This window comes from Gimesia chilikensis (genome assembly GCF_008329715.1).
In the GTDB taxonomy this organism is placed as follows: domain Bacteria; phylum Planctomycetota; class Planctomycetia; order Planctomycetales; family Planctomycetaceae; genus Gimesia; species Gimesia chilikensis.
The window spans coordinates 1-22,183 of record NZ_VTSR01000011.1 but is presented as its reverse complement, the minus strand read 5'-3'; the positions used below and the strand labels follow the sequence as shown (position 1 = coordinate 22,183).

Genomic DNA, 22,183 nt, shown 5'->3' with positions numbered 1-22,183 from the left:
AGTGGTTTCGTAATTCATCGCTAATTATCAGCTTTAAAATAAGGTGGGAAAAATGAGAACTCCCCAAATTGCATTCTTTGTAGCACTTTTATCTGTATCGTTACTGACGCACGATGCCTATTCCCGCGGCGGCCGCGGTGGAGGAGGCGGTGCTCGCGGCGGGGGTGGAGCCCGTGGTGGTGGAGGAGGATTCAACCGGGGCGGAGGCGGGGGAATTTCCCGGCCCAGCCCCTCAATGAGTCGGCCTTCGCGTCCCAATGTGTCCCGACCCAGCGGGGGTAACCGTCCCAATTTGGGCAATCGCCCCAGCGGTGGTGGCGGAAATCGACCAAATCTGGGGAATCGTCCAAGCGGCGGGAACCGGCCTGATCTGGGGAACCGCCCCGGAGGAGGTAATCGACCGAGTGGTGGAAACCGTCCCAACCTCGGTAATCGACCAGGGGGGGGAAACCGACCCGATTTCAGTAACCGTCCCACCCAGGGACAGTTGCAGGACTTTTTGAACCTGCCGGGTAACGGAGGTGGTAACCGACCTGGCGGAGGAAATCGCCCTGAGATCATTAATCGCCCGGGCAGCGGCAATCGGCCCGACGTTGTGAACCGCCCGGGCAGTGGTGATCGTCCAGGGGCAGGAAACAGACCAGAGATTATCAATCGGCCTGGTAGTGGAAATCGTCCCGATGTTGTAAATCGACCAGGCGATGGAAATCGTCCCGGAGCTGGCAACCGACCCGGTATAGGGGACCGACCTGGAAATCGCCCCGGCGACCGTCCCAATAATAACCGTGGTCCCGGTAAGCGTGATATTTCGATCAATCAGATCAACAATAACCGTGTTCGCGTGGGTAACAATGTTCGTAATAACTGGAATAACAGACATGTGAATGCTTTCAATCGCGACTGGTGGACCCATCGTCCTGGCTGGAATACTCCTGCCTGGCGCTATCAGCGTTACTGGGGACGTTACCCCGCCGGTTACTGGTGGCGACCTGTAACCGCTGTCGCTATGACCTCCTGGTTCGTGGGCTGGTGGAACACTCCCTCCTATTATGAGTATGGATCAAACATCTATTACGAGGACAACTCCGTGTATTATGGAGACCAGCCGGTTGCCACTGCGGATGAATATTATCAGCAGGCATTGTCCCTGGCTGATTCCGCTCCTCAGGATTCACAGTCGAATGCAGAAGAGACGGAATGGATGCCGCTGGGAGTCTATGCCATTACGAATGCTGACTCCGAGGAGACCAATATGGTTCTGCAGTTGGCTGTGGACAAGAACGGTGTGATCGCGGGAACGTTCTACAACGACATTTCTGACGTCACTCACCCGGTTGAAGGCATGGTTGACAAAGACAACCAACGCGCTTCCTGGCATTTTTCTGATGGCAGCAATCCGGGGCTGGTCATGGAGACCGGCGTTTATAATCTGACGCAGGATCAGACCAACGTGCTCGTGCACTTCAATGAAGAGAAGACACAGACCTGGTTACTGGTACGTCTGCCTGAACCAAAAGGAGACGATACTCAGACTAACTGAGTAATGTATCTATCAAGCTGAATTAGCTGACAGGCGTTTGCCCCCTGAAATCTACGGATCTCAGGGGGCTTTTTTTATTTACCAGCAGATCATTCTGATCCGCACAAACTGCAACAAGTTCACCAGACCGTCGCACTTGTGCACTTCAGAGCGATTTGGTCCAGGCAGATCTGATAGATTGTATCCTGAATTCATGTTGAATTAGGATGAATGCGCATATGTCGAATGTATCAATAAAAATGAAAAATAGGTTATTTAGGGTCAGGTGGGGTGGTAATGTGTCCTGTGATTGGATAAGGGTAGAGTATTGATACGTGTATACATGTGCTAAATGTTCATTCCGGGTAGTTTCTGTAACTGACTAATTATGTGTCACTTAAAGGAATGCCCAAACAGGGATCCGCGGGCCAGTTTGAATCCCGGCTGAATTCGCATCCCAATTTAACTTACTAAGATCTCACTGACTGAGGAGTTGACAGGATGCTGCTTACGAACTGGCTGGGTAATCTTACGTCCCGTATTTTGAAACGCCCGGTTTATCGCTCACGTGAACGGCGTTCCCTCCGTCGACGCTGGAATGCGGTTGTCACAAACAGAATTTCGACAGCAGAAGCGCTGGAAGACCGCACATTGCTCACCTCCCTGTTTCAGGGGGAGTTGCTACCCGACGCTGCAACAAATCCGGGGCACCTGGATTTGACCGGCCAGGCAGTCGCCGTTGATGGTGACTGGATGGTAGTGGGAGCGCCTGAAGCAGATACGTCACAAGGTGTCGATAGCGGGGCGGTTTATATATATGTTCGCAATGATGCCAATACGCCTGGCAACGAAACCGATGATACATGGGATTTTCATTCGACTCTCCTTACTCCCAGTTTGTCCAATCCCGAGTACGATAACTTCGGTACCGCAGTCGACATCGACGGGGACTTAATCATTGTAGGATCCCCTTTTGCTACAGACGGAGACAGTCCCAGCTCGGCTTATATTTTTACACGCATGGATTCTGGTACCTTCAATGATTTGACAGACGATGTGTGGAGTTATACGACAACTCTGTCCAGGTCTGAGGATATGGAGCCTCTGGGACAGGAAGGGTTTGGAAACGCTGTCGCCATTAAAGGCAACACTGCAGTCCTGGGAGTCCATTCTGATCGAAGTTTTGGATACCCCCTGGGAGCGACTTATGTTTTTTCAACTGACGATTCCTGGAGCTCTCATTCTGTTAATACACTGCGTGCTTCCGATGGAACGGGTGATGACTGGTTCGGTAACTCTGTCTCTGTGACTGATGATGGCAATACAATCATCGTCGGTTCTTATAGAGATGATTCAAGTACGGGTGCTGTTTATTTCTATAGTCGAGATCGTATGGGTACGCCTCAAGTTTCAGATGACAGCTGGAGTGAAACTCAGAAAGTCTCTGCAAATGTAGCGGGTTCTCAATTCGGCTGGGCGGTAGATATCGACGGAAATACTGCAATCGTTGGAGCTAATTATCGTCCGGATCCAGTCAATGCAGGGTCAGCATACATCCTGGAAGCAGACGAGTTCAATAATTGGGGGATTGTTGCCGAATTGCGAGCCGCTGATGCGGCCCAATATGAACAGTACGGATATTCGGTTTCCATCAGCGGAAATCTGGCTGTCGTAGGAAATGTTTTTGATGATGATCTCATATCCAATGCGGGGTCGGCTTACATCTATAATGGGGCCGGAGGGTGGACGTCAGCGCCCGTGCAGAAAATTTATCCCTCGGACCCGACTCTCCACACTAATTTTGGAAGAAGCGTTTCCATCAGTGGTGACACCATCGTGGTCGGTGCCAACGCACACGAGCATGATTATGGTGGAACGACGGGTATCGTAAAAACGGGTTCTGCTTATGCGTTTGGTCCGTCATCGCCCCTTTCTCCAACCGTCTTTGTAGATGATAATTTCAGTAATCCTGTTGTCGGACAGGATCCTGATGGACCTGGAGGTGCGATTGAATTTGGTTACGATGCCTTCGCGCGGATTCAGGATGCAATCGACAAGGTTGCCGATGGAGGGACCATCTTCATCACCCCGGGTACCTATCTCGGAAACGCTAATGCGACTTCATCCCGAACCGACAAAGATGTCACAATCGCTATCGGAGTCAGCGCAGCCCAGGTTGTCATGAACGGTGATCTGAGTCTCGATTTTGGCGACACACTCGATTTCCAGATCGCAGGCAATACTGCCGGTGCGAGTTACGATCAGTTCGTCGTGAATGGCAGCGTTTCGATTAATGACAGCTTCCTGAAATTACAGGAGTTTTATAACCCCCTCGAAGGAGATCAGTTCATTCTGATCCAGAATGATGGAACCGATCTGATCGAAGGTGAATTTTTCCTGGACGGCACGCTCACCAGACTCACCGAAGGTTATGAATTCACTGACTTTCTGGGTGTCACGGGTCAGAGTGCCTATCTCACCTATAGAGGAGGCGATGGTAATGATCTGGCGATTGTTGTCGAGGACTCGACACCTCAGACTTCGCTCCCCGTCAACGGCACCGCTGATCAATATACGCTAAAACTGGTCGGTGAGCATGTCATGCTCTCTGATGATACAACGGGCGACATACTCTTCAACGTGCCTTTGAGCGCGCTCGGAGGCCCCCTCATCATTGATGGCGAACCAGGTCAGGATGACACACTGACGATTGACCTGACCGGTATCGATGATTCAACTCCTCTGCAAGTGGTCTTCAATGGTGGCACCGGCGGAAACGATGCGCTTAATCTGACGGGCGGCGATCTGGTAACCATGAATTACTATTTCGACAACGCCAGTGACGGCAGAATCGCATTGAATACTCCGATGAACGAATTCCTGACCTATACCGGTCTCGAACCAATCACATCGACGGTGGACAGCGAAAATGTCGTCCTCTACTACGGTGATACCAGCGAAACTATCACCATCACCGATGCCGGCGGCGGTATGACCACCGTTGATTCCACCGCGGGCGAAATGCTGACCTTCATAGATCCGACCGATGTTCTGCTGCTCAATGCGGGCGGCGGTGATGACATTATCAACATCGATTCGCTCGCAGCAAATTACAGTGGAGAACTGCGCATCGTTGGCGGCGATGATGATGATATATTGAATGTCAACACATCACTGAGTCTCTCAGACGACAAATACCTGCTGCTGACTGCAGAAGACATCAATCTGAACGGCGGGAGTATTACAACCAACGGCTATGTCTGGCAGTCCTATCACGGTGATGTCACCCTGGGAGCCGATACTGTCATCAACAATACGGGCGGCGAGGGAATTTATTTTGACTTTACCGTTAACGGCAGTCACGCTCTGGACGTCACATCCGATGGTTTCGTCGTGTTCTATGACGATGTGACCGTAAATGAACTCACGGTGAATGCAGGAACGGTAGCCGGTCAACTGAGTGGTTCGATCAATACCGGTTCCGGCGATGTGGAAATGACTGCGGGAGAAAATATCGCGCTCACCAATATTACCACCACCGGTGAAGTACGCTTGACCGCTGTGACTGGTGCCATCGCCGACAACTCGGCAGACGAATCCAGTAACATCAATGCCGACCGTGCAGTCCTCCGCGCGGGAACCGATATCGGCGGATACACCGATGACACACTGGAAACCAGTGTCAACACCCTGGCCGCATCTGTAGCGAATGGGAATATTGAAATTGTCAACACAGGCGCCCTTGAGATCGGTACCGTCGATTCCTTAGACGGAGTCACCGCTACCAACGGCGATGTCAGCATCACCGCCGCCAGCCCGCTGACGGTCAACCAGACCATCAGTGGCGATTCGGTTACACTGACCACTGTCGACAGCGCAGCTGCTGGCGACAACCTGACGATCAATGCCGACATCACCAGTACTGTCAGCGACATTACGCTCAACTCAGGCGACGACTTCACCCTGTCCGCACTGGCAACACTGACAGCCAGCACCACGATCAACATCAACGTCGATCCCAGCGCCGGAGATCCGGATACAGCTGGCAGCACGGTCGACCTGGTCGGTGGCGTTTCCGCGACCGGAACCACCATCACCGGCGGCGCTGATGAAGACATGTTTAATATCACCCCCAGCGCGAATTCACCTGTCAGCGTAGTAGGCGGTAATCCCTCTGTTTCTCCCGGTGACACGTTGACCTACCTCACTCCGACAGGTGAAACAACGACTTTCACTCCCATCGATTCAGACGGAGGAACCATCAGCGTCACTGGTGGTTCTGCGGATGTCACTTTTGATGAAATCGAAAATATGACGATGAGTGGGGCATCGAGTCTGGTTGTCAACGGCACGTTTAACAGTGACGTGTTGACGATCACGGCCAGCAATTCGAATTCAGGAACTTACCAGCTCAATAACGGTCCCGTTGTTCAATTTTCGAATATTACGGATTTTACATTCAACGGTCAGCAAGGTCTCGATCGACTCGATATCATCAATCCCACAGGAGGTGTCTTCGATCCAGTCGACGGCGTGACATACAATGCCAACACCGGAACCATTCAGATTCTGGGGGGAGCAGCGACGACAGTCGAACACCGAATGACCACCAGTACGAACGGCAGTCTGTTTTATGACGGGGAAAGTACCGCCACAATCAATTATAATGGAGTCGGTTCCGTCTTTGCGGTAAACGATCAGGTATCGGTCACAGATCGTATTCTCACTTACAACACGGGCGACGAAGATTTCATCATTTCTGACGGTGAATTTGCAGTATCAACCACTGTAGATTCAGACGGTGGGCCTTCTGTTTCGTTCTCATCTCCAACCGGTTCACTGACAATCAACACGACGGTGGGCGATGATACGCTGACATTCTACGACCTTGCGCTTGATTTCGATGCCGACCTGAATATCAATGGGGGAACCGTTGAATTCATTCGAGACCTGGATTTCAATTCAGGGGATTTGAATCTGGATGTTGACAGTGTGGAAATTGCTGCAGCCTTGTCTACGACAGGCAATGTCAACATTCAGGCTCTATACGAAATTCAGATGCTCGCCTCTTCCTTTGTTGGCAGTATTGATGCGGGAGCAGGTGACATTAACCTGACCGGGGGCTGGATCCAGTTGAGAAGCTTGACCACCACCGGAGATGTCTCACTCACGGCGAATACGACAGCCATTTATGATTACAACGGTAGCTCTGTTAACATTACCGCCGACCAGGTCGCATTACGCAGTGTGACCGGTTCGGAAGGTCTTGAGATCAACTCCAACACACTGGCAGCAACCTCTGATACAGGCAACCTGAGTTTCGTCAATTCAGGCGACCTCATCATCGGAACCGTCGATGGCCTCTCAGGTCTCACCGCCAGCGAAGGTCTGGTCAATGTAATCACAAATGGTGCCCTGACAGTTAACGATGCCGTTTATGCTATTGACGCAGTCGATCTGATGACTGGTGACACATCCAACTCGGGCGAAGACCTGACGATCAATGCTGATGTCACCAGCAATTCCGCCATTGTCACCCTCTCCGCGGCCGATATTCTGACCATTGCCACGGGAAGTACGGTCAGCGGCGGCGAAGTGCAAATGTTGATCGATGCTGGCTTACCAGGAACCAACGACCCTGCCGGGGGAACGGCCAATATAAACGGTACACTGCTCGGTTTTATTCTGGAATTGCGCGGTGGAAACCACGATGACACGGTCATCATTGACAGCAACGGCGGAACGAATGATGACGGAGGAACTCTCGATGCCTTCGACTTCCCCTTCACGTTTTATGGGTTTTTAGGATTTGACTCCTTCATCCTGGATGACTCAGGAGACACCACCGGCGATACTATTGAGATCCTGGATCTGGCTCCCGGTTCAGGTCAGATCAAGGGGGTAGCGTCTTCCTTCGTTGACTTTACGTACGCTTCCGGCGTGGATCAGGTAACCCTGGCAACAGGCACTGGCGCTGATGATATTACTCTCACTCCCAACACTGTCACTGCCTTCAATATCCTCGGTGGCGACCCGACTATAGCCCCAGGCGATACGCTGACTTATGTGACACCGTCTGGGGAAGTTGGGCTCTTAACCCCCGATGGACCGGACGGGGGTACGATCACAATTGTAGACGACATCGTCGGCTATAAGGATGTTGTGTTCGATGAAATTGAAACCACACTCGTTACCGAAAACCTGACCATCGAGGGAACCGCGGGTGATGATGAATTAATTATTACCGCGACCAGTGCCAATTCCGGCACCTATCAGTTGAATGGCGGTCCTGTCATCACATTCAACAATCTGACCGATCTGACCTTTAATGGTCTCGACGGCGATGATCGCCTGGTGATTAACAATCCCACAGGCGGCCTGTTCAATCCCGTAGATGGTGTGATTTACAACGGCGGTACCGGCGGAGAAACGAACGGTGATACTCTCGAGATACTGGGGGGGACGGCAGGGACCGTCGAACATCGCTTTGTGAATGATAATGAAGGAGCCATTCATTACGACGATCAGTTTAATGCGACGATTGTCTATACCGGCCTGGAACCAATCATTGATACCATTGAGGCTACCGGACGTGAGTTTCACTACTCCGACTCTTCAGAAACAATTACCCTCACCGATGCAGGCAGCGGTCAATCCACCATTGATTCAACAGCCGGTGAGCTGGTGACCTTCGTTAATCCAACCAGCTTCTTAAATCTATTCTCTGGTGGCGGGAGTGATGTCATTAATATCGATTCCCTGGGCATTGTCCCGCCTGCACCGATCGCGTTTGAGATCGATGCAGGTGCGGGAAATGATACCATTAACGTCGGTTCGAATATTGCCGAAGGCCCCTTTGCAATCACAGGTTCGCTGACTCTTAAAGGGGGCGAGGGAGACGACACCTTCAATCTCGATTCCCTGGCCGCAGATCTGAATTTGAACCTGGGAATCAACGGCCAGGATGGCGCCAACGATATTTTGAATCTCAATTCAGCATTGTCCACCACTTCAACATCCTCTGTGTCCTTTAACACAGAAACCATTAACTTAAACGGCGGCAGCATCACCAGTGCGGGCAGTCAGTACTACTCCGGTGATGTGGTACTGGGTGATAATACGACAATCGACGCCGGCGACCAGCTCTTCCTGGAAGGAACAGTCAACGGTGCCTTTACTCTGGATGTCTCTGCTGTCAATCAACTGGTGATCTTTGAAGACATTACAACGAGTGGCCTGACGGCGAGTTCCAATGGGCAATTCAACATGGAACCAGATGTGGAAATCAATGCAGGGGCAGGAGATATCTCCTTAACCGCAGACGCCCCGATTGGTCTCGCTTCACTCACGACAACCGGAGATGTTGATATCACTTCTGTCAATGGCGGCATCTATGATATTAACGGCGATGCCAACAACATCACTGCGAACCACGCAGCACTCCGCGCACAAGGAAATATTTACGAAAATTCAGACTATCTGAATACCCAGATCAACACCTTGGCTGCCGTTTCAAATACGGGTGATATTCTCATCGAGAATATCGGCAATCTGCAAATCGGTTCCTTTGACGGACTCCTGGGGCTGACTGCAGTGCAGGGAGCCGTAACGGTCAATAATACGGGGGCGATTTCAGTTACCGAAAATATCACTGCCCGAGACGAAGTCTCGCTGGATACCGGTGACTTAGCGGGGACCGACGAAGATGTGTCAATTACAAACGGTGCAAGGGTGCGGTCGACAAACAGTAGCATCTACCTGTTTGCCGGCGATGACTTCCTGCTGGATGTGACCTCCTCCATCCTGGCCTCGACAACGTTTGTAATTCACATGGATACCTATGGAGCAGAAGATCCAGAAGCCGAAGGAGGCAATATGAGTCTTCTGGGAACTGTTGCCAGCAGCTCAGAAGTCAACATCTATGCTGGTTCAGGTTCAGACACATTTAATGTTACTCCCAGCATGGGAACCAATATCAGAATCACAGCTGGATTTCCCATGTCTCCCGCTTCCCCCGGCGATACTTTCAATTATATTACTCCCGCCGGACAAAGAGCTTCGCTTTTACCATTTGGAGACGATGCTGGTGTCATCACTCCAACAGGCGGTTACGCATCCGTCTATTTTGACGAGATGGAGACCGTCTCCCTGGAAGGAGATATTCGTGTCGTGGGAGGCTCATTTGGTGAGCAGCTTCTGTTGAACGCGACGAGTTCAGATGCAGGCTCGTTCCAGATGATTCGTAATGCCGTCCCATCCGTCCTTGTTAACATGGACAATGTTACCGCGTTCACATTTGATGCTGGCGGAGGAGACGACCTGCTGCAGATCACCAATCCAACCGGAAGTCTATTTGCTCCCGTTAACGGAATCGCCTTTAACGGCGGTAGCGGAAACGAAACGAATGGCGACAAACTGGAAATCCAGGGTGGATCAGCAACAACCGTCGAACATAGCTTCACTAATGACAGTGATGGCAGCGTTCTCTACAACGGAGCAGGCACCGCCACAATCACATATACGGGTCTCGAACCAATCATTGACACCATCGATGCGACAGACCGCATCTTCTCGTTTACAGGCGCCGATGAAACGATCACACTTTCCGATTCCGGCACCACCGGTCAGACGTTGATTGACTCCACGCTGGGTGAATCCGTTAGCTTCGCGAACCCCACCGGTTCAGTCACGATCAACGGCAACACTGGTTCTGACATAGTTGAGATTTATGGTGTCGATGCCGCCTTCGATGCCGACCTGATCATTAATGGAGGCTATGCCCAGTTGAAAGGGGCAACCAATATTGGCTCTGGAGATCTTGACTTAGATGTGGACCTGGCAAATCTGGCAGCCGCTTTCACGACCATGGGGAACGTTGAAATAGATACTGTTGGATTCCTGGACATGGAAACCACCGGCAGAATCAATGCCGGTTCGGGTAATATTGATCTGACAGGAGCCTCGGTTTACCTGGCTGAAGTCACGACGACAGGGGATGTGACAGTCACCGCAACTCTGGTCAGCATTTTTGATGTCAACGATGTGGCCAATAATATTACCGCTGATCACGTTGCCTTGCGTAGTGCATATGATATCGGGTCTCACATATCACCAGGTAACGAACGCATTGATCTGCAGGTCAATACTCTGGCAGCTTCAGCGACTGGAGATATTGCAGTCCTGAATAATGGGGCTCTGGAAGTCGGATATTATGATGGTTTGACAGGGGTTGCATCGACAGGCGGCCTGGTTTCAATCAGTGCGTCCGATCACTTGACGGTAAATGAGAATGTAAACGCTGATAGTACCGTCTACATCACAGCCGTCGACAGCGCCAGCACCGGCAGCGATCTAACCGTGTATGCCGATGTAACCAGCAATACAGACACCGTCCGGCTCTCTGCGGGAGATATCCTCACTGTGTCATCCGGAGCTACGGTGAACGCTGCAACAAACATTTATCTCTACATTGATACTGGTTCCGCAGGGGCACTAGATGCGGAAGGTGGAATCGCGAACCTGAATGGCGTTCTTACTTCGATCAGTGACATCCGTCTCTACGGCGGTGTCAGCGATGATACTGCCATCATTGATGATAATGGAGGAACCACAAACGACGGGGGTACCGTAGACAATATCCAGAATCAGTTCACGTTCTATGGAATCGGTGGCACCGATTCCTTCATTCTTGATGATTCTGGAGACACCACCGGTGACACCATCGCGATCACTGAAACAGGTTCAGGCTCAGGTGCGGTTACCGGAGCGGGAATCGCGGACATTCTCTTTACTTCGGGGATGGATCAACTCACTCTAACGACGGGAATCGCTGCCGATAACATCACCGTCAGTCCAAATCTGGAAACGGTTATCGACCTCCTTGGCGGTGATCCCACACTGGCTCCCGGTGACACACTCACCTACCTCACACCGGGAGCAGTGACGACAACAAATACTTCAGATGGCGCCGCTGGCGGGACTGTTTCTGCGACAGCGGGATATGAGAATGTAAGTTTCGATCAAATCGAAACTCTGAACATGGCTGCTAGTTCAAATCTCGTTATTGTAGGAACCTCGGGAAATGACATACTAACGATTACTGCGAACAGTTCCAATTCGGGAAGTTACCAGTTAAACGGCGGTCCGATCGTCAATTTCGCCGATATTACTAACTTTACATTCGAAGGTCTGTCCGGTGATGACCGCCTGGTGATCAACAATCCCACCACGGGAGTATTTGCCCCACTGAATGGAATCACGTTCAATGGCGGAGAAGGAGGCGAAACGCTTGGCGATACGCTCGATATTCTGGGCGGGACTGCCGATACCATCGAGCATCAGTTTACCAACAACAGTAGTGGCTTTATTTATGCGAATGGAAATGCAACGCCTTTCATCAGCTATACTGGCCTCGAGCCAATTACAGACACGATCGTAGCCACAAACCGCAACTTCACTTTTAATGCAGTCACTGAAACCATTACGGTTTCCGATGCAGGTCCCGCCGGCCAGACTCTGATTGATTCCACTCTCGGTGAATCTGTCAGCTTCGTAAATCCCACGCAATCTCTGACGATCACCAGTAATATCGGATCCGACACCATCGAATTTGACGGACTCGATGCAGGTTTTGATGCTGATCTCACAGTTGCTGTGGGAGTCATCGAAGTGAATGGCGCGATCGATATTGGCTCTGGTGAATTGCTCTTTGATGCGGGTATTGTATTTGTCGATGACGCCATCACAACGACCGGCAATGTTACGATCGAAACAAACTCGTCGCTCATTATGTATGCGACCGGGAGTATCGATGCGGGAGCCAGCTTTATTGAATTGACTGGCAGCCTGGTTCGAATTGGAGAGATCAATACAATAGGCGATGTCAGCATCACCGCCACTATCAGCGGTATTTATGACAGCAATGGACTCGCCAATAATATTACCGCGAATAACGTTGTGTTACGAAGTGCCTCGGCAATCGGTTCAACCGGATCCATGGGCGCTGACCGCATTGATATGCAGGTGAATACAATCGCTGCCACCGCAGACTATCACATTGCGATCATTAACACTGGATCTTTAAATATCGGTACGGTGGATGGATTATCCGGTCTGAAATCCAACACAGGCATCGTTTCAGTTCACTCTTCTGAATTCTTAAATGTGAACGCAACAATCGAGGCCGAGGAAGCGGTATTCTTAACAGTCGACGATAGCGCCGCAGCAGTGAATGACCTCACAGTCAATGCGGATATCACCAGCCACGCTGCGAACATCAATCTGACTGCGGGAGACATCTTAAATATCACAGACGGGGTCACTCTGAATGCAGCCACCAGTATGTATATCTACATTGACACGGGAACGAATCCTTCCGGCTTAGTCGATCCTGAAGGGGGCATTGCCTACTTAACTGGAACTTTGATCGCCCCAGACGGAATCCAGATCCTGGGAGGCTCTCACGATGACCTGATCGTTATCGACAGTAATGGCGGTGCCGCGAATGACGGCGGTACCGTAGATAATATCCAGAATGCATTTACCATTCTCGGATCCAGTGGTTCAGACACACTCATACTGGATGATTCAGGAGATACCACTGGGGATACGATCGCCATCACAACGGCAACGGCTCCGGTCCCTGCTGGCGCCGGTTCGATTACAGGAGTCGGCCTGGCAGATTTCGACTATACCACACTGGAAAACATCACCCTCACAACAGGTACTGCTGCCGACGCTATCACAGTCACTCCCAGTATGGACACTTCGATTAATATCGTTGGTGGGGATCCTGTAATCTCTCCCGGCGATAGTTTGACCTACCTCACCCCTGTCGGTGCGAACGCTTCCCTTTCTCCAGACGGTGCAGACGGGGGAACGATCTCTGCCACTGGTGGCTATCAGGGTGTCACATTCGACGAAATCGAAAGTCTGACTCTCGCCGACAATCCGGTCTTGAATCTTGTTGGTACCTCAGGTCATGACACATTGATCATCACTGCGACCAATTCTAATTCAGGAACATACCAGTTGAACGGCGGTCCTATCGTCAGTTTCGCCAATATCACCGACTTAACCTTTGACGGGCTGGCCAGCGATGACCGACTGGTGATCAACAATCCCACCGGTGGAGTTTTTGATCCTGTTAACGGCATTATCTTTAACGGCGGTGACGGAAATGAAACCAATGGTGACTCCCTCGAAATTCTGGGCGGAATGACAGAGAGAGTTGAACATGAATTCGTGAATGACAGTGACGGCAGCATCTACTTCGACAGTGAAATGACTGCTACTGTTGTCTATACCGGACTGGAACCGATCATTGACACGATCGAGGCAGAATGGCGAATCTTCCAATACTCTGATTCCGCAGAAACGGTCACGGTCACTAATGCAGGAAGCGGTCTGACATCCATTGATTCGACTGCCGGGGAAATGGTTACCTTTGCTGCTCCCACTGAAGTATTTGCCATCTTTACCGGCGACGGAGACGACACTCTTAACATTGATTCGCTTGCTGCAGATTATGGTGCCCAGTTAGTCATCTATGGTGAAGGTGGAACCAACGACACTGTGAACGTGAACTCCGCCTTATCGATTGGCGAGTCACACCGTATTGTTTTTGCCGTCGAAGCGGTCAATTTAAACGGAGGCAGTATCACGTCAGGGGGTAGTCAGTCCTATTCTGGTGATGTAACCCTGGGAACAAACACGATCATTGATGCCGGATCGGACCTCTCTTTCTTCCGAAGTGTAACTGGTGCCTATGCTCTGGACCTGCAGTCAGACACCGCTATTGTCTTCCGGGACACGGTCTCAACGGGGGCACTGACCGCCAATGCTGACGGTTCAATCGTCATGCTTGATGACGCATCCATCAACACAGGGGCTGGCAATATTTCCCTGATCGCAGGACTTGCCGTGGCACTGATGGACGTCACGACTACCGGCGATGTTGTAATCACAGCGATGACGGGCCACATCATTGACGATAATGGGGCGGCAGTGAATATCACGGCAAACAGAGCAGCACTGCGTGCTTTTGAAGACATCGGTTTCGATGGCCCCGAGCTGGAAACGCAGGTCAACCTCTTATCTGCCAGTTCCACCACAGGCGACATTCGCATCATTAACACCGGTGCCTTGCAAATTGGCTCTTTCGACGGTCTCCCTGGTCTGACAGCCACGAATGGTAACATCTCCGTTGAGAGTTCCGGAGCGATTACCGTCACCGAAGATGTGACCGCGAACTCAATTGATTTTAATGCCGCTATCGTCAATCTTGACAGCGATCTGGATTCCTCAACAATTACCGGAAATGCGACAAACGTAAATGTACTCGGATCGACGGGTGGTGCGGAGATTCAGGATGCCGTCGATCTCTCGGCTGCCGGCGGTACCGTCCAGATCGCAGCAGGCACATATACACCGAGCTTAACCATCACGGTTACCAACGCCCTTACCATTCAGGGCGCACAAGCCGGCGTCGACCCACGTCCGGGCACCGCTTCTCTGCGAGATGAAACCGACGACACCACCGAAACTATTATTGATGGCAGTGGATCACTGAGTCGCATTTTCCTGATTGATGCTGACGATGTCACCCTGGACGGCCTGGTCATCACCAATGGTACCGGGGATCTCGTTCGCAGCAGTAATCCCGTCGGTAATATCACGGTTCAATTCAACATCATTCATAATTCAACCGGCGACGAAGGCGTCCAACTGGTCAATGCCAGTAACTCCACTATCCAATACAACTACATCTTCGATATTGAAGGCGACGGTACCAACTTCGACACCGCCAGCAACAGCAGCATCCGCTTCAACGAAATGCGTAATATCCGCAGCACAAACGCCGCGATTTTCGTGGATGATTCCGAGGCCATCACCATTGAAGGAAACTACCTGGATCTGGGGCACCTGAATAATAACGACGGCATCAAAGTCAATGACTTCTCCGGCACTTATAACACGCAGACCTCGTACATTATCAATAACACGGTGATTGATTCCCTGCAGGACGGTATCACCATCGGCCGCTCGAACGTGGTCGTCAGTGGCAACGACGTCAGCGGCAGCAGCAGTAATAACGGTGTGATTTATGTCAGCGAAACCGTCGACAATGTCGAGATCACGAACAACTTGATTCATGACAACCTCGCTGCGGTCTCCGGCACCGACACCAACTACGCCATTCGTATCGGCAAAAACCCCTCCGACTTCCCCACCAATGTCATCGTGCGTGACAACAGCATTGTGAACAATGATGGGCTGATCTTCTTCGCGCAGAATTCTCAGGCGAATCTCGACGCGCTGCGGAACTGGTGGGGCACGACAGATGCCTCGGTGATTGCCGCTGGCATTGTGGGGGTCATGGACGGCGGTGGAAACACAAACGGTTCCATCGATTTCTCCACCATTCTTACCAGTGGTGCTGATACCGATGGTGTGACACCCGGATTCCAACCCGACACATCCAGCCTCAGCGTACATGACTTCGGCAGCGAACCGGCAACCGGGTCCCGCATCCTGAACGCACTCGACCTGCTCGACGATTCCGGAACCCTCTTCATTCAAAGCGGAACTTACACCGAAAACATTGACACGACCGCAACGGGCACCGACATGAGTGTGACCCTGGCCCCTGGAAACAGTCCCGGTCAGGTCATCATCAACGGCAACCTGACTTTGAATACCGATGACGTTCTGGAACTCGAACTCAACGGCACCACTGCCGGAACCGGCTTCGATCAACTCATCGTCAACGGCACTCTGAATCTGGGAAGCGCCATCCTGAACTTGATCGATGGTTTTGATCCCGCCGAAGGCGATCAGTTTCTAATGCTCGCCAACGATGGCCCCGATCCCGTCGTCGGCATTTTCGCTGGACTGGCTGAAGGCTATGAGTTCACAGACTTCCTCGGCGTAATCGGCCAAAGTGCTTTCCTGACCTACCTGGGGGGAGACGGTAATGACGTCGCGATTATCGTCGAAGATTCCACGCCGCAAATCACTCTGCCCGTCAACAGTCAGTCAAATAACTATCGACTCGAGTTATCAGGCTCTCACCTGATCCTGACCGACGTCGACTCAGGTGAAGTGATCTACAACGTCCCTATGAATGCCCTGGGTGGTCCCCTCGTCATTGAGGGTGAACCAGACGAGGACGACACACTGATTGTCGACATGACCGGCATCGACGAAAACACGCCTCTGCAAATCATCTTCAACGGTGGTGCAGGCGGAAATGATACCCTCGCATTCGAAGGGGGCAGCCTCTCGTCCATAGAATACTTCTTCACGAATGCCTCTGACGGTAGCGTCCAGTTAAACGGATCGGGAACAAACTTCCTGACCTACACGGGACTGGAACCAATCACATCGATGGTGAATGCAACAAACGTGACGCTCAACTATGGAGCAGACAGCGAAACCATTACAGTAACCGATGCAGGCGGCGGTCAGACAACCGTCAACTCGACCTCGGGTGAAGTATTGACCTTCTTCAATCCCACGGGAACGCTGACAATCAACGCCGGAGCCGGTGATGACATTGTGAATGTCGATTCTCTCGACGCAGCCTTCTCCGCCAATATCATCATCAACGGAGAAGCCGACGACGACACCGTTAATCTGGCACATGGTCTCAATCTGGGTAGTGGAAGCACCACCATTTCTTCAGATGACATCAATATCAATGGAGCAGTGACCAGCACCGGTAATCTGGCATTTAATGCCGGTGACATCATCGCGTTTATTGGCGGTGGAGGTAGCCTTAACGCCGGCACGGGAGAAATCGAGTTAATCGCGGGGAACAACGTAGAACTTGGCTCTGTCACCACGACGACAGAAGTCAGGATTACAGCGGTGTCAGGTTCGATCATCGACTCAAATGCAAACGAAGACGCTGGCAGCAGTATTACTGCCGATCGTGCTGTACTCAGGGCCATGCTTTCCATTGGTACCGGGGGAGCGGGAGATCTTGAAACAGACCTGAATGTTATTGCCGCCAGCAATGACATGGGTGATCTGGCAATCGACAACTCAGGTGATCTCGATATTGACACGGTTGATGGATTAAGTGGCTTGTCGGTACAGGGATCTTTAATTCTGACAACAACGGGTGAGCTGACAGTCTCCCAGGCCGTAACCGGCCAGACTATCAGCTTGACCACATTCGACGCTTCCGATACCGGACAAGATCTCAATATCAACGCAAACATCTCCAGTACAGCCTCAAACCTGATTTTAGAAGCCGGAGATGATTTGAATCTTGGCCAGGGCATTACCGTTGAGGCTGTCAACATACTGGCAATTTTTATCGATTATTTAAGTTCCGATCTTCTAGGAGCAACTGCCAATCTCAACGGAATCCTGACAGCAGGAACCGAAATCCAGGTGAATGGCTATATTCAGGATGATACAGTGATCATCGATTCGAACGGGGGTACTGCCAACGACGGGGGAACCGTTGATGGAATTCAGAGTCACTTAAGGTTGAATGGCTTTTTGGGCAACGACCAGTTGATTCTGGACGACTCTGGTGATGTGACAGGAGACACAATTCTGATCCGCAATTTCGGTCTTGGGTCTGGGTTCATTGATGGCGCAGGTGAAGCAGGTGTCCGTTTTGACTTCGATACCGCTGCTTTAAGTGAGCTCACATTGAACACAGGAGTTGGCACCGATGACATCAGTGTGGAACTTGGGAACGGCATGAACAATGCAACGATCTCCTCCGCCGGTGGAAATGACAACCTGACCATTTTGGGCCGGGCCGGGGGTGATGATTTTCTCAGCGTATCCCCCATTGATTCAGATGAGGTTCTGATCACCGATATCAACACCAGCAATCAGATATCCTTTGACGGTCTTGCAGGTAGTCTGCTCATTGATGGCCGGGGATCATCCAGTTCGGATCATGTGATTGTCCATGGGACATCGGGCGCTGATAATACAATCATTGACACAATTGGTGGAATTCTGACAACAACTATAAATCCCAGCCTGATCTCAGTTGGTGTGCAGAATATCGATTATCTTGATGTCAGAACCGGTAGTGGTGCTGATCAGATTCAGGTTAGCCCTCATTCAGATATCGCAATAGATATTTATGGGGATGCCCCTTCCATACTGCCCGGGGATGTCTTGAACTATACAACTCCTGCCGGAGAAACTTCCACACTGAACCCCATTGACGCTTCCAGCGGTTCGATTACCACGACAGGTGGATTCGCCAATATAACATATGATGGAATTGAAACACAAAATGAGCTCACTGCCTCGCCAGACCTCACTGTAGACGGAACTGCAGCCGATGATGTTCTGACGATCAATGCGACTGGTGCTGACTCAGGAACTTACCAGATCAATAGTGGTCCCGTGATTGCTTTCTCCGGTATTACTAGCTTTACATACAATGGATTGGACGGCGATGATCGCCTGGTGATTAATAATCCCACGGGAGCTCTGTTTGACCCTTCTGGGGGAATTTTCTTCAATGGCGGAACCGGCGGTGAAGATGGTGATGGCGATGTGCTCGAAATTCTCGACGGGCTCGCCACAACAGTCGAACACCGCTTTACGAATGCCAATGACGGATCGATCTTCTTCGATGGCGAAGCAACCGCGACAATTACCTACACTGGTCTGGAACCGGTAATCGATACGATTGCCGCCACCGATCGTATCTTCAGCTTCTTAGGCGCTGCCGAAACGATTTCACTCACTGATGGTGGAATTGGAGGCCAATCGCAGATTGATTCCACGCTCGGGGAATCGGTCATCTTCACACATCCCACCGGAACGCTGACTATCAACACCGAAGCCAGTGGCGGCAGTGGTGCCGATACCGTGAATCTTGATGGGGTTGATGCTGCCTTTACTGCCAACCTGACGGTCAACGCCGGCACTGATGATATCATCAACACGGGAACGGTTGACATCGGAGCGGGTGTGTTGGATCTGACTGGCGGTCAGGTCTTCGTGAATGGCACGTTTACCACTACGGGCAGTGTGGATATTGATTCGACATTCGCCGATATTACCTTTGCTGCAGCCGGTTCGATTGATGCCGGTGCCAGTGATATTGACTTAACCGCTAACTTAAATGTGGAATCCTTGAATGTGACCACAAACAGTGAAGTCCGTGTGACGGCTACCGGCGGCGGTATCAATGACCTGACGGGGAATGCTCAAATCACCGCAGATCGGGCTGCCCTGCGTGCGAATGCAGCCGGTGGTATTACGGGAATTGAAACAGACTTGAATACGCTGGCTGCCAGTGCAACAGGTGGTGCGTTTAGGATCGACAATTCAGGAAATCTGGAAATCGGCACGGTTGACGGGCTCTCTGGTATTACCGCTGAGGGGGACATTGATCTGGGCATCGGCGGTACGTTAAATATCAATCAGGGGATCGAAGCAACCGGTGCGCCTTCTCTGGGGATTCTGGTAGCCGCAGAGGGTGACATCAACGTCAATAGCACCGTACAGACTAACGGTGGTGAGATTACCCTGTTTGCTGATAACAATCTCTTATTGGGAGCAACATCGGTCGTCGATACGACCTCCGCAGCGGTAGTCACCTTGACGGCTAATCTTGGCTTCGGCACCGGTACCTTCACGCAATATGAAGGTGGAATTGTCAATGCCCGTGGTGGTGATCTGGATGTAAGGGGAGACGGTGACCTGCGTATCGCTGACCTGCAAAGTGCTGGCGGAACGATATCCATTACGGCAGTGAGCGGTACGATCATTGATAACACGGCAGGTGAAGCTGCTTTGATCACTGGTGACGAAGTTGCCCTGCGAGCCATTTATGGTTCTGGAGCAGTCGGTGTCTCTGACATCGATATGGCAGTTACTCGCGTGGCAGCAGTTTCTTTTTTGGGTGACATCATTCTCACTAATACAGGGGCGTTGGAAATAGGCACCGTCGATAGTCTGGTTGGCGTCCGAGCCGGTACATTAAGTGCCGGGCAGGTCTTTGTTGCCGCGACCAGCCCGCTGACGGTTGCCAGTGACGTTACCGCAAGCGGAATCGTCACACTGACGGCAGCCGATTCTGCAGGTGCCGGGGATGACCTGACAATCAACACAGGTGTCACCGTCGAATCAACGGGCAGTGAAGTGAGCCTCAATTCAGGAGACAACTTCTTGCTCAATGTCGGTGCTTCTGTGATCGCAGACACGACCATCTCAATCATCGCCGATCCAGCCATCGGTGATCCCGATGCCGTTGGTGCCACTATTGATCTTCTGGGTAACGTCGACGCGACACAGACCCTGATCTATGGTGGTGACGACGACGATACTTTCAATATTCTGCCGACTGGAGATTCACCCATCTCCATCATCGGTGGTGATCCCACTCTGCCGGCCGTTCCCGGCGACGTCCTCAACATGGACTTCACTGGTCTGGTCAATGCACCGGTTTTGACACTGGGAATGGGACCTGGCTCAGGACAGTTCAGCTTCCAGGCTCCCGACTTGCAACAGCCAGTAACCTACAGCAGCATCGAAAATGTCAACACCTCGACGGGGGCCTACCACCTGGTGCTGGACATGTTTGCCTCCGGCTTTCAGGATGCCGCGGCCGATACGATCGACGTTGGTCTGGATGCCGGCGGCACCAACCTGCTGATCGACATCAATGGCAGCAACTTCTTTACCGGTAACGATGCGGATATTCTGTCCTTCACCGTACTGGGATCTGCTGACAACGATACGTTGAGCATCAACGAAACTGCGGGCGGTCTGCCGTTCTTCGCCACAGCCGCACCCGCAGGAATCCCTGGTTCCAACGGGGCACACCTGAACCTGGCTGCGGAAACATTCCTGGAAGACGAGTTCAATCCCAATACCTACGATGTGAACGACATTACGATTCACTACGACGGTAAGAACGGAACCGACGCGATCAACGTGAACTTCATCACCGATCACAATGCCGGTTACTTCTCGGATGTGATCGACGGCCTGGGCAGCGGTAACATTGGTGCCTCTGCAGTAGGGGACACCGACATCGATCTGGGACTTTCCTTCGGCAACGTCGAGGGGGTCGGGTTCTCTGGTGCTGCGAACGGCGGCCTGCGAGTCGACGCTTCTTCCACACCAGCCACCACCGGCCTGAATATCAACGACGACGGCACTCCCGCCGACGGCGTCTCCCAGATCACCGGTAACGGTGGCTTCACCGCTCTGGTCTTCGACGGCTTTTCCGACCTGCAGGTTGTCTCGGGAACCGGTGCGGAACTGATCGATCTGATCGCTCTGGACTCAGCGACGACGCTGACCAGCGTGGAACTGGATGCCGACGACGTGTTCGCTGCTGACGATGTGTCCAACGATACGATCCGTGTCCGCAGCACACCCGCGGGTGTCACCAGCGTCAGCCTCCTGGGCGGCCTGGGTGACGATCTGTTCCAGATCTTCGATGCTGGAAGCACGGTGGACAACATCTTCGCAGCCTTGACGGTGGACGGTGAAGATGGAGTCGACACTTTAACGGTGATCGATTCCGGCGATGCTACCGGCGACACGTTCGAAGTCACCTCGACAACCATCGAGGGAATCTCCAGTTCTGCCGGCACCGATGTGACTTATGCCAACATCGACGATCTGAACGTCACCGGCACCGACGGCGACGACACGATCAAC

General features: G+C 51.8%; 2 protein-coding genes. Both read left to right on the top strand.

What is annotated here, in order from left to right; translation table 11 throughout:
- Positions 1–52: 52 nt before the first annotated feature.
- On the top strand, positions 53–1,540 hold the full coding sequence (locus tag FYZ48_RS15795; protein ID WP_187782074.1) for a mu-protocadherin- cell-suface protein: 1,488 nt from the start codon (positions 53–55) through the stop codon (positions 1,538–1,540).
- 480 nt (positions 1,541–2,020) lie between these two features.
- Positions 2,021–22,183, top strand: a 20,163-nt coding sequence (locus FYZ48_RS15790) for a hypothetical protein (protein WP_149342006.1), incomplete at its 3' end; no start/stop codon positions are given.

Coding starts and splice junctions, on each gene's coding strand:
- FYZ48_RS15795 (WP_187782074.1), top strand. CDS start 53: ATGAGAACTCCCCAAATTGCATTCTTTGTAGCACTTTTATCTGTATCG.